General features: G+C 57.0%; 12 protein-coding genes and 1 tRNA gene. All 13 read left to right on the top strand.

The genetic code is table 11. From position 1 onward, the window contains the following. On the top strand, positions 1 to 1053 hold a 1053-nt coding region (locus tag PPP56_RS09160; protein ID WP_502912570.1), incomplete at its 5' end, for a tetratricopeptide repeat protein. 402 nt (positions 1054 to 1455) lie between these two features. Beyond that, a complete protein-coding gene (gene ftsH, locus PPP56_RS09155) occupies positions 1456 to 3567 on the top strand; it encodes an ATP-dependent zinc metalloprotease FtsH (RefSeq protein WP_353563737.1) in 2112 nt (703 codons plus the stop codon). 670 nt (positions 3568 to 4237) lie between these two features. Next, positions 4238 to 4612: a 30S ribosomal protein S12 gene (rpsL, locus tag PPP56_RS09150; RefSeq protein WP_353563736.1), complete on the top strand. Its 375-nt coding sequence runs from the start codon at positions 4238 to 4240 to the stop codon at positions 4610 to 4612. A gap of 69 nt (positions 4613 to 4681) precedes the next feature. Beyond that, a complete protein-coding gene (gene rpsG, locus PPP56_RS09145; protein WP_353563735.1) occupies positions 4682 to 5152 on the top strand; it encodes a 30S ribosomal protein S7 in 471 nt (156 codons plus the stop codon). A 101-nt stretch (positions 5153 to 5253) separates the two neighbouring features. Next, the gene (gene fusA / locus PPP56_RS09140) at positions 5254 to 7359 is read left to right on the top strand and encodes an elongation factor G (RefSeq protein WP_353563734.1); all 2106 of its coding nucleotides are present in this window, start codon (positions 5254 to 5256) and stop codon (positions 7357 to 7359) included. 45 nt (positions 7360 to 7404) lie between these two features. Then, positions 7405 to 8595 (top strand): elongation factor Tu, encoded by a 1191-nt coding sequence (tuf, locus tag PPP56_RS09135; RefSeq protein WP_353563733.1) that lies wholly within the window; start codon positions 7405 to 7407, stop codon positions 8593 to 8595. Between the two features lie 53 nt (positions 8596 to 8648). After that, a tRNA-Trp gene (locus PPP56_RS09130) sits at positions 8649 to 8722 on the top strand. A gap of 75 nt (positions 8723 to 8797) precedes the next feature. Then, entirely contained in the window at positions 8798 to 8977 is a 180-nt protein-coding gene (secE, locus tag PPP56_RS09125; RefSeq protein ID WP_353563732.1) for a preprotein translocase subunit SecE, read from the top strand. Between the two features lie 113 nt (positions 8978 to 9090). Continuing rightward, positions 9091 to 9648: a transcription termination/antitermination protein NusG gene (gene nusG, locus PPP56_RS09120; RefSeq protein WP_353563731.1), complete on the top strand. Its 558-nt coding sequence runs from the start codon at positions 9091 to 9093 to the stop codon at positions 9646 to 9648. 184 nt (positions 9649 to 9832) lie between these two features. After that, entirely contained in the window at positions 9833 to 10270 is a 438-nt protein-coding gene (rplK, locus tag PPP56_RS09115; RefSeq protein WP_353563730.1) for a 50S ribosomal protein L11, read from the top strand. 115 nt (positions 10271 to 10385) lie between these two features. Beyond that, positions 10386 to 11099, top strand: a complete 714-nt coding sequence (rplA, locus tag PPP56_RS09110) for a 50S ribosomal protein L1 (RefSeq protein WP_353563729.1) — start codon at positions 10386 to 10388, stop codon at positions 11097 to 11099. Between the two features lie 63 nt (positions 11100 to 11162). After that, positions 11163 to 11702: a 50S ribosomal protein L10 gene (gene rplJ, locus PPP56_RS09105; protein ID WP_353563728.1), complete on the top strand. Its 540-nt coding sequence runs from the start codon at positions 11163 to 11165 to the stop codon at positions 11700 to 11702. A 172-nt stretch (positions 11703 to 11874) separates the two neighbouring features. Further along, positions 11875 to 12255, top strand: coding sequence for a 50S ribosomal protein L7/L12 (rplL, locus tag PPP56_RS09100; protein WP_353563727.1), 381 nt, complete (start codon positions 11875 to 11877; stop codon positions 12253 to 12255). Positions 12256 to 12470: the final 215 nt, after the last annotated feature.

Below are 12470 nucleotides of genomic sequence, written 5' to 3'. Positions count from 1 at the left end.
GCAGCGGAGGTGGTCCTGCCGGAGGCGGAGGCAGAAGAGCCTGAAGAAGACCAAGCAACATCTGCGTTCGATAATACGGCATCAGGTCGCGAAGCCCTCCAACGCGCCCAACAGGCAGGACTTAACGTAGATGAGGTGCCACGCACCGAAGAGGCGCAGGAGGAGATGCGATTCGAGCGCGTGTGGGCGTGGTACGAGCTTGGCAATGCGCTCTTCCTGAACGTGTCACAGCCCGACTCGGCGCTGTTCTGGTATGAGCGTGTGCTCAACGAGGCCCCCGACCACCCGGTTAATAAGCGCGCCCAATATGCCCGAGCAGAGGCGCTCGATGCAGCGGGCCGCACGGAGGAAGCACGCAACCAATATCGTGCGCTTGCAGAACAAGAGAGCACGTCAATGTTCGCTGTGCAGTCACGCATGCGGCTTGGCGAGGCGCCGGCGGCAGAGCGCTCCGACAGCGTGCGCCAGGCCCACCAAGATTACGAAGAAGCCCGAACGCTTGGCCAGAACCAGGAGTGGGAGAGGGCCCTGCACCGTCTTGCAGACCTGGCGCGCACCTATCCCCAAGATAGCGATATAACCCCGCGCGTGCTGTGGTCGGTCGGGCAGTTCTATATGGAGTTCCACAGGCGAGACAGCACGGCGGCAGAAGCGCAGCTCGAACAGCTTGTGGAAACGCTCGGCATCCCCGACGCCGAAACAGAATCGGCAGATCGCGAAGAGCGAAGCATGCAGCAAGCAGGTCCGCCTCAGCAGATCGTACCCTCCGATGAGAGCGAATCCCCCGACGACGATGGGAAGCCCCATCGCGCGCTGCAAGCGCTCATGCAGCATCTGAGCACCACCTTCCCGGAGACCGTCCAGGCGCGCCGTGCCGAACGGCTCATGCGTGCCCTGCAGTCAGAGACAGAAGCACCTCCGGCACGTTCCGAACGAGCGCCTCAGCCAACCAGCGCAGACGCTCCAGAAGAGGGCACGCGTCCGAATCAGGGACTCCCCACGCCGAACACGACCCCCGATTCGAGCGACAGCTCCGACGGAAGCTTACAGTAGCGACCTGGCGGGGTATCCCCGTAGGTGCGTCAGGCTACTGATAGGTGCGCCAGGCTACACGTAGTAACTGAGCGAACTTCTTTTTAGAGGATAAGGCCTTTTTAGAGGATAAGCCTCCTGCATCCAGCTTGACATGCAGACAGAAATCCCCAATTCGAAATGCGAATGGACCTGTTCAGTACGTTAGCCCAGTCAGCGCGTTAGAACGTTTGACTGGAATGCGGTGTTGAATCATACTGAACCGTGTTCGTTAGGCCTCTCCGCGTGCTATCGGCTGTGTGCCAGATGGGCTGTTCTATACCGGGACGTGCTTTACGGAACCCCCTTAAAGAGGCCGGGGTTGAGGCACGCCGCTATCGCTGGCACGGTGGTTCTCTTGCATCGTTACTCGTTCGCATCCGCATGGAAAACCAGAAAAACGCTTCGCCATCTCCCGAAAAATCTTCTGACAACAAGCGCTCCGGTTCGGGGCGCGGCCGTTCATCTATTCTATACTGGGTATATGGAGCGGTTTTTCTGGCATTGGGGATTCACCTGCTGCTGTACTGGAGCGGGGAAGACCCTGTCAAGATAAGCTACAGTACATTTCTGGACTACGTGGAGTCGGGATACGTAGAGCGTGTCGAAGTGGTAAACGACCGGTCGATTGAAGGGCGATACACCGAGGAAGCCGTCAAAGAGCGCGTGGTGTCGTTGCAGGTCGACAACGAGGAACAGGTCGACGTTGGTGACGCGGAAGCCGAGGTGCGGCGCTTCGTGACGACCAAGCCGGCCGACCACGATCTCACCGATTTCTTGCGTGCCCACAACGCAGAAGCGCGTGCTGCGGGTGCGTCGGAAGTGGAGTTTGCCTCGCGCACCGAAGAAAGCTGGTTCGGGAGCATCTTCTTCTGGCTGGTTCTCCTCGGGCTTCTGGTTGTCTTCTGGATCTACCTGTTCCGCCGCATGAACCCGGGGTCGCAGATGATGAACATCGGAAAGAACAAGGCCAAGCTCTTCGACGCGTCGGAAAACCATTCTGTTACGTTCGATGACGTAGCCGGGCTCGAAGAGGCCAAAGAAGAGGTGGCCGAGATTGTTCACTTTTTGAGAGACCCGGAGCGCTTCACACGTCTTGGAGGGACCCTCCCCAAAGGGGTGCTGCTCGTTGGCCCGCCCGGCACCGGCAAAACGCTTATGGCACGGGCTGTGGCAGGAGAAGCAGGGGTTCCCTTCTTCTCGATATCGGGATCTGACTTCGTGGAAATGTTTGTCGGCGTGGGCGCCTCTCGGGTGCGCGACCTGTTTAAGACCGCAAAAGAAAAAGCCCCCTGCATCATCTTTATCGATGAGATGGATGCAGTAGGGCGTACGCGCGGTGCAAGCAACAACCCGGGTGGTAACGACGAACGAGAGAATACGCTCAACCAACTCCTTGTCGAGATGGACGGCTTCGACTCTGACGAAGGCGTTATCATCATCGGGGCCACCAACCGGCCCGATGTGCTCGACTCTGCGCTACTTCGGCCCGGACGGTTCGACCGCCAGATTATGGTCGACAAGCCGGATCGGCGCGCCCGCGTCGAGATCTTCGACGTGCACGTGCAGTCGCTCCTGCTTGGCGGAGACGTAGATGTAGACGTACTGGCGCGTCAGACCCCAGGATTTGCAGGAGCTGAGATCGCAAACGTCTGTAACGAGGCAGCGCTCCTTGCAGCTCGTAAGGACAAAGAATGCGTCGAGATGGTCGACTTTGAGCAGGCGATCGATCGCGTCGTGGCGGGGCTTGAGAAGAAGAATAAGATCATTGCACCGGAAGAGCGCCGGATCATCGCTTTTCATGAGGCGGGGCATGCGATCACCGGGTGGTTTCTGGAACACACCGACCCTGTCGTGAAAGTCTCCATCGTTCCGCGCGGTCTCTCTGCACTGGGCTATGCACAGCACCTCCCCGAAGAGCGGTATCTATACTCGCGAAATGCGCTTATCGACCGTATGACCATGGCGATCGGTGGACGTGTCGCTGAGGAGATCGTATTTGGAGATGTAACAACGGGGGCTCAGAACGACCTGGAGCGCATCACGAAGATGGCATACGCTATGGTTGTAGACTATGGCATGAGTGCGAAGGTCGGTCAGGTGAGCTTTAATCTTTCCGGAGAAGGCAACCAGCCGGTCTTTAATCGCCCTTACTCAGATTCAACTGCTCAAGCTATTGATGAAGAGGTGCGCAACCTTATCAGCGAGGCCCATCGGCGGGCTCATACGCTGCTTACACAGAAGCGAAGCCTGCTGGACGAGATGGCTCATGCGCTTCTTGAACAGGAAGTGCTCGGTCCAGAAGACCTGGTCAAACTACTGGGCGAGCGTCCGCATGGTGCCTATCCTGCTGCAGAGAACAGGGGCGACACCGCTCCCGCGCAGCAGCATCCGAGTCCTGAAGCATATCCTGACGCACCATCGATCAGGGCACCTGGCCCCTCTGAAGACGGAGCTACACCGGGCGCTTCAACCGACACAGGAAAAACAGAGTAGCCGTGATGTTCATGATCGGCAGAGCATGTCGGGCACCAGGTACAAGCTGGAAGCAGTGTCGGTATCCGGGACATACCAACCTATCTTTTACCATGCCATTACGAGCAGCCCCAGCAACGGCGTGCTTCCTTCTGGCATGAGCGTGTCGGGTCAGGCTGGGCTGTGACTGAGGAACGTTGCGATCAGGAGAACGACTACTTAGGATCTATTCAGTTCAAGAAGTTGAAACGGTCCGCGACGGCTTCCCAAATATGTAGAACAAGGAAGAGACCAGTGGAGACAAAGTGAACCCTGGCATTTGTGGAGCAAATGCACACGGACCACACAAAGTAAAGAAACCCGTCTGTGTATTGACAGTTATGCCACGATGTAGAAACGCGGCGAGCAAAACGCTTGCACGCTGAAAGCCAGTTATCCCTACAAAGGCGAGTCCCCTCGCCTTTTTTTGTGGATAGACTGGAATAAATGATCGATACACCGATATGTACCGGTGTTCGATATATAGGCTGCGGCGAGAGCTGTTTGGGTCCGTTCGAGATGTTTTAACGATCTCTTTGCTATTGGGTCTGAACATTGCTTGCCTTGCTCCTTAAGTCCATAGCCTGTAGAGACAGGTTCGCCGCTCCTTATGCGGCATGCGCTGATGTAATCGATTAACTGCGACGGTACCGTGCCTACAATACAGCAACTGATCCGTAAAGGACGTTCGTCTAAGCCAAAGAAAAAGACGGCACCTGCCCTTGAAAACTCTCCGCAGCGCCGCGGCGTCTGCACTCGGGTGTACACCACAACGCCGAAGAAGCCGAACTCGGCGCTTCGGAAGGTGGCTCGTGTGCGGCTGACCAACGGCAACGAGGTGACTGCATACATTCCCGGAGAGGGGCATAACCTGCAAGAGCACTCCATTGTGCTTGTGCGTGGCGGCCGTGTGAAAGACTTGCCGGGCGTGAAGTATCACATCGTTCGTGGCGCGCTGGATGCAGCTGGTGTTGAGGACCGGCGTCAGGGGCGCTCGAAGTACGGCACAAAGAAGCCTCGTAGTTAACTGTAGCAGAGTGGCTGGTATCCTACTGGGGTATCAGGTCGCTCATTTGTCAAACAATGCATAGGTGTTATGGCTCGCGATAAGGCCGCAAAGAAACGCACGACCCTCCCGGATCCCATATACCGTGACGACCTGGTCTCGCGGTTTGTGAACTCAATCATGCGCGACGGCAAGAAGAGTCTTGCGCAGCGCATCGTGTACGACACATTCGACGTGATTGAAGAGCGCACCGGTGAGGAAGGTATTGAGGTGTTTAAGAAGGCGGTGAACAGTGTGGCTCCCCTTGTTGAGGTGCGCAGTCGCCGCGTAGGAGGTGCCACCTACCAGGTGCCTATTGAGGTGCGCCCCGAACGCCGCGTTACGCTGGCATTTCGCTGGATCATCCAGTATGCCCGTGCACGCAAAGAGAAAAGCATGGTCAACCGCCTTGCCAGTGAGCTGATTAACGCAGCTCGTGGCGAAGGGGGAGCCGTTAAAAAGAAAGACGACACGCATCGGATGGCCGAGTCGAACAAGGCATTTGCCCACTTCCGGTTCTAATTCATGGAGGTGTGCCTCTGCTGCCAGGTATCGACCTGGCCTGTAGGTGGCACGAATCATGGCTTCGGTCGGCCTCCTGAGCACGCAACAAAAAATTTGTTATGGCTACGAAAAGCAACGAGAGCTTCCCGCTCGACAAGACACGTAATATTGGCATTGCCGCGCACATCGATGCCGGTAAAACCACCCTTACGGAACGTATTCTGTTCTACACAGGGCGCATCCACCGCATGGGGGAAACCCATGAAGGCGCCTCTCAGATGGACTGGATGGACCAAGAGAAGGAGCGTGGAATCACCATTACCAGTGCTGCCACAACCTGCTACTGGGATGATCACCGCATCAACATTATCGATACGCCGGGTCACGTTGACTTTACGGTAGAGGTTGAGCGTTCTCTGCGCGTGCTTGACGGTGCGATCGCCCTTTTCTGTGCCGTTGGTGGCGTAGAGCCGCAGTCGGAAACGGTGTGGCGCCAGATGGACAAGTACAGTGTGCCCCGCATTGCGTTCGTCAATAAAATGGACCGGACGGGCGCTGACTTCGAAAACGTGGTCGGCATGATGGAGGACCGCCTCAGCGCGAACCCGATTCCGGTGCAGTATCCGATCGGGGCCGGCGAAACGTTCAAAGGTGTCATTGACCTGATCGAAAATCAGGCTGTCATCTACGACGAAAGCTCGCAAGGTGCCAACTGGGACATCATTGAGGTTCCAGATGACCTGAAGGCGGATGCTCAAAAGTGGCGCATCCGTATGCTGGAGGCCGTTGCCGAGTACGACGACGAGCTCCTGATGAAGTATCTCGACGGCGAGGAGATTCAGCCAGAAGAGATCCATAAGGTTATCCGTGAGGCTACTCTGGAGCGCGACATCACGCCGGTGTTCTGTGGAACAGCTCTCAAAAACAAGGGCGTACAGCGCCTCTTGGATGCTGTGCCGCGGTATCTGCCGAGTCCCGATGATGTGCCGCCCGTCGAAGGGTTTCACCCGCGCGACAAAGAGGAGAAGCTGATGCGTGCTCCGAAGGAAGATGAGCCGTTCAGTGCTGTTGCATTCAAGATCGCTACGGATCCGTACGTCGGTAAAATTACGTTTATCCGCGTCTACAGCGGAACGCTAGAGACCGGAACCAAGGTGTACAATGCAACCGCCGATGAAACAGAGCGTGTTGGCCGCCTGATGTTTATGCACTCCAACGACCGTGAGGACGTGGACATGGTGCGTGCAGGTGACATCGCCGCCGCGGTGGGCCCGAAAAACTTGAAGACAGGCGACACCATCTGCGACCCTGACCACCCCGTGGTTCTGGAGTCGATGGACTTCCCTGAGCCCGTTATCCGCATTGCGATTGAGCCTAAAACAAAGGCGGACCGTGACAAGCTCACCAGCGGCCTCGTCAAGCTTGCCGAAGAAGACCCGACATTCAATGTGTCGACCGACGAAGAAACCGGTCAGACGCTGATTGCAGGAATGGGCGAGCTGCACCTTGAAATCATTGTAGACCGCCTGAAGCGCGAGTTTAAGGTCGAGGCAAACGTTGGTCGCCCCCAGGTGGCCTACCGCGAAGCAATTACAAAGACGGTCGACGAGCACTACGTCCTCAAAAAGCAGACAGGTGGTCGTGGCCAGTTCGCCGAAGTCTACATGGAGGTCGGCCCGAACGAAGAAGGGGCCGGGTTCGAATTTGTGGATGAGATTGTTGGCGGATCCATTCCGCGCGAGTTCATTCCCTCTGTTGAGAAAGGTATTAAGAGCTCAATGGATCAGGGGCCTATTGCGGGCTACCCGATCGAAGGTGTGAAAGTGCGTCTCTACGACGGAGAGTACCACGATGTGGACTCCGACCAGAACTCCTTCGAGATTGCTGGCCGTCTTGGATTCCGTGACGCGGCGCGACGTGCCAACCCGGTTCTCATGGAGCCGATTATGAAGGTCGAGGTTATCACCCCAGATGAGTACATGGGAGATGTGATCGGCGACCTGAATAGCCGCCGTGGACGAATCGGCCAGATGGGCCAGCGCAACGATGCGCAGGTCATCAACGCGCTCGTGCCGCTCTCTGAAATGTTTGGGTACTCGACCGATCTGCGTTCAATCACGCAGGGACGTGCCATCTACACGATGCAGTTCGAGACCTACGAAGCGGTGCCCAGTGCAATCGCAAAAGAACTTACTGATGAAGACGCTGTCGACGCGGCAGCGTAACACCCACATTACGTCACACTGTAAAACGAGACACACAAGCTTATTATGGCGAAGGAGGTATTTGAGCGGAAGAAGCCGCACGTAAACATCGGAACGATTGGGCACGTGGATCACGGTAAGACGACGCTGACCGCGGCGATCACGAAGGTGCTTGCGGAGCAGGTGGGCGGCGCCGCCGAGCGGACGTTCGACTCGATCGACAACGCGCCGGAAGAGCGCGAGCGTGGCATCACGATTGCGACGAGCCACGTCGAGTACGAGACCGAAGACCGGCACTACGCCCACGTGGACTGCCCAGGCCACGCCGACTACGTCAAGAACATGGTGACGGGGGCGGCGCAGATGGACGGCGCGATTCTCGTGGTAGCGGCCACCGACGGCCCGATGCCGCAGACGCGTGAGCATATCCTGCTGGCGCGTCAGGTCGGCGTGCCGTACCTGGTGGTGTTCATGAACAAGGTTGACCTGGTCGACGACGAAGAGCTTCTGGAGCTGGTAGACATGGAGGTGCGCGACCTGCTCTCCAGCTACGAGTTTCCGGGCGACGAGATTCCGGTCGTGCGCGGCTCGGCGCTGAAGGCGTTGGAGTCGGACGCCGACGCTGAGGCGAAGATCATGGAGCTGATGGATGCGGTCGACAGCTACATTCCGACGCCGGAGCGCGACATCGACAAGCCGTTCTTGATGCCGGTAGAAGACATCTTCTCGATCACCGGGCGCGGCACGGTCGTGACCGGTCGGATTGAGCGCGGCCGCATCGAGACGGGCGACGAGGTGGACATCGTAGGGATTGAGGAGGAGAAGCTGACCTCGACGATCACCGGGATTGAGATGTTCAACAAGACCTTGGACGAAGGCGAAGCCGGCGACAACGCGGGCTTGCTGCTGCGCGGCATCAAGAAGGAGCAGGTCTCGCGCGGGATGGTCGTGGCGGAGCCGGGGTCGGTGACGCCGCACAAGGAGTTTGAGTGCGAGGTGTACGTGCTGTCGAAAGACGAGGGCGGGCGCCACACGCCGTTCTTCCCGGGATACCGCCCGCAGTTTTACTTCCGGACGACGGACGTGACGGGCGACATCAACCTGGAGGAAGGGGTTGAGATGGTGATGCCGGGCGACAACGCGACGTTTACGGTGCGTCTGATTCAGCCGGTGGCTCTGGAAGAGGGGCTGCGGTTTGCGATCCGCGAAGGCGGCCACACGGTCGGCGCCGGTGTCGTCACCGAAATCCTCGACTAAGAGAAAACTATTGCACGATCCGAGAGTCTCGCTCCAGGCGAGGCTCTCGACACACGGGCGTAGCTCAATTTGGCAGAGCAGCGGTCTCCAAAACCGCCGGTTGCGGGTTCAAGTCCTGCCGCCCGTGCAGCCGATACGGAGTATTTTCCTTTGAACCCGGGCTGTCATTCGAAAAGACAGCCTCGCAGACACCCCACATATTATGACGTGGATTCGTGAATACCTCCAGGAAGTCGTGTCTGAGATGCGCAAGGTGAGCTGGCCAAGCCGCGATGAGCTTGTCAGTAGCACCTTGATCACCCTCCTGGGCACGGTCATGATCTCCGGGTATATCTTCGTGGCTGACCAGATCATCAGTACCATTATGGATCTGATCTACTAAGCGAATACGGTTTCTGTGAGCGGTGTGCATCGCCTTTAAGTCATGCGTATCGCTACGGAATCCCCCCGTTTCGCATCCCTCTCGTTCTTGCTCGTCACGAATACACAGTCTCCATGCCAAGCGGAAACGCTCCAAAAAAATGGTTTGTGCTCCGTACATTTTCGGGGCACGAAAAGAAGGTGCGACGCTTCCTGGAGAGCGAGTTAGAGCGCTTGGACATGGAGGACCTCGTGGATGAGGTGCTCATCCCTACAGAGACGGTCTTCGAGATGCGAGGTGGAAAGAAGAAGACGAAAGAAAAGACTTTTTTTCCGGGATATATCCTGCTTCATGCCGACCTGACCGACAAGCTTCAGCACACGGTAACAGGACTGCCGTCTGTAATTGGGTTTTTGACCTCGGGCACTGGTGACGAGCCAACGCCGCTTCGTCCCGACGAGGTGCAACGCATCCTTGGGCGCATGGACCGCGCTGAAGAGATGGGCGAACAGCCCGAAATACCGTTCAAGGTTGGCGACCCGGTGAAGGTAGTAGATGGCCCGTTCGACAGCTTTAACGGGTTTGTCGAAGAGGTCTACCCTGAAAAAATGAAGGTCCGCGTTATGGTGTCCATCTTTGGCCGTAAAACTCCAGTTGAGCTTGATTACCTGCAGGTAGAACACGAAGAGTAACTGCCTGCATGAGATGCAACGCATGCTTATCCGAAGCAACACACCTTCGGCTTCATGCGCAGCGTGACAAAAAACGTTTCGCCCGCGTTCATCGCGCGGGTGTTTTTGTGTGTACTCTTGTGCAACCTACCCTCATAAACGAAGCTGCGGGAGTCAACCAGACGCCTGAACCGCACAGATTCTTATGGCAAAGCAAGTAAATACGCAGATTAAGCTGCAAATCAAGGCCGGACAGGCCAACCCTGCACCGCCCATTGGCCCTGCGCTCGGGCAGCACGGTGTGAACATCATGGAGTTCTGCAAAAAGTTTAATGCAGAAACGCAGGACCAGATGGGGCTGTTGCTTCCGGTTGTTATCACCGTATATGCCGACCGGTCGTTCGACTTCATCGTTAAGAGTCCGCCCGCTTCTGTGCTCCTGAAAGAGGTGGCCGGCATTAAGAGCGGTGCAGGCGACCCGCTCCGCCAGAAAGTGGCAACGGTCTCCTGGGATGACTGCCGCGCCATCGCCGAGCGTAAAATGGAAGACCTGAACGCGCACACCGTTGAGCAAGGGGCGCACATGATTGCAGGTACAGCTCGATCAATGGGAATCAAGGTGAGTGATAAGCCCGAAGGATAAGTCCCGACGGCGAACGCACCGACGACCCGGTGATTGCTGCATGCACGCACGCTAATTTAACCACGCGGGAGCCTGTCGCTCAGGCAGGCGCACGTACCGCACAACCTACGCTACTATGGCAAAAAAAGGAAAACGATACATCGACGCTGAAGCAGCCGTCGAAGAAGCCGCGGATAGCATATCCTCGCTCTCAGACGCTGCCGACCTTGCAAAGAAAACGGCTACAGCCGGATTCGACGAATCTATTGATCTGGACGTACGCCTCGGCGTAGACCCCCGGCATGCCGACCAGATGGTGCGAGGCGCTGTTGTGCTTCCGCACGGCACAGGAAAAGAGACCACCGTGCTGGTGCTTGCCAACGAAAGCAAGCAGGCCGAAGCTGAAGAAGCAGGAGCCGACTACGTAGGGCTCGACGAGTACGTTGAACGGATCCAGAATGAGAACTGGCTTGACTTCGACGTTGTAATCGCAACACCCGACGTTATGGCCCAGGTTGGACGCCTCGGCCGCATCCTCGGTCCGCGCGGACTCATGCCAAACCCGAAAAGCGGTACGGTAACAATGAACGTTGCCGAAACGGTCGAGGAAGTGAAGTCAGGTAAGATCGAGTTTCGTGTTGACAAGCACGGCAACCTGCACGCATCGATCGGCAAGGCCTCGTTCGCTACAGAAGAGCTGGCTGAGAACGCACGGGCCTTCCTGAAAGAGGTTGTGCGTCTGCGTCCGGTGTCGGCGAAAGGGCTTTACCTCCGCTCCATTACGCTTTCAGCCACGATGGGGCCGCCTGTCCCGGTTGGGCGAAGCATGATCCTGACGGAAACACGCTAATGTAGCGGCTGATGTGGCCGTTCTCCTCTTCGTGGTCCTTGTTACCTCTGCACCCCTTGTGATATGCCTTTAACGCGTGCCAAAAAAGCTGAGATCATTGACGGTCTTGGCGAGCAGTTTGAATCTGCTTCAATCATCTACCTAACCAACTTTGCTGGACTCACGGTTGCGGAAACGAACGAGCTTCGTGCTCGCTTTCGTGAAGCAGGTGTCGACTATACCGTATGCAAGAACACGCTTGCGCAGCTTGCTATTGACCGTGTCGATAACGCCGACATTGAAGTGCTCAGCGAGCACTTCAGCGGTCCAACGGCCGTTGCTTTCAGTGACGACCCGGCCAAGCCCGCCCGTGTCATCAAAGACTTTCTCGAAGACAACGAGTCAGAACGCCCCGAACTCAAGATTGCCTACATTGAAGGTGATCTGTATGAGGGCCCTGATGCGTTGGATGCCCTCTCCAAGCTGAAGTCACGTGAGGAGCTTGTGGCCGATATTGTGGGGCTGCTGATGGCACCCGCACAGAACATCGCCGGTGCACTTACCGGACCGGGCAGTCAGTTGGCCGGTGCGATTAAGAGCATGGCTGAAGGCGACGACGCGTAACAGCGGCGCCTGCCTCATCAGCATACGGATTGCTAAGATCCGAAAGCAGTATGCGGTCTTGCTCACGCGAGTCGTGTACTCCTTTTAGCATTCATATTCTCCCTTAATATGCAGCGCAGTGCCCTCTTTACCGGGTGCACAGACCGCTGCAGGAAACCGATACAGACTTACTATGGCAGACATCAAAGAACTCGCAGAACAGCTTGTTGGCCTTACTATTCAGGAAGCCAGCGAGCTTGCTAACTATCTCGAAGAAGAGTACGACATCAAGCCCGCCTCGGCAGGCGTTGCTGTTGCTGCTCCAGGAGCCGCAGGAGGCGACGGAGCCGGTGGCGAAGAGAAAACAGAATTCGACGTCGTACTGACGGGCGTAAGCGGAAACAAGATTGCCGTGATTAAGGAGGTCCGTTCCATTACCGGACTTGGACTCAAAGAGGCCAAAGCGGTAGTCGACGAAGCCCCCAGCCCGGTCAAAGAAGCCGTTTCGCGCGAAGAGGCCGACGAACTCAAAGCGCAGCTCGAAGAAGCTGGCGGCGAAGTTGAACTCAAGTAATGCAACGTCGGTCTGTCTTCGAATCGGCGACGATTCGCGCTGAAACACTCAGGAAGACAGCCCCGACACGTTTCTTGTAAAGCACAGGAGCCGGTCCCAGGTGGGGTCGGCTCCTGTTTGTATGTTCCTATTGAGGCAGGCTCGCACAATACAGCTACCAATACAGCTACAGCGCCGCAAACCAAACTACGTTGCGGTATGTTATGCAGAGATGA

The organism is Longimonas sp. (assembly GCF_040409695.1).
GTDB lineage: Bacteria > Bacteroidota > Rhodothermia > Rhodothermales > Salinibacteraceae > Longimonas.
The sequence above is the reverse complement of the archived record's forward strand: the minus strand, read 5'-3'. Positions and strand labels throughout refer to the sequence as shown.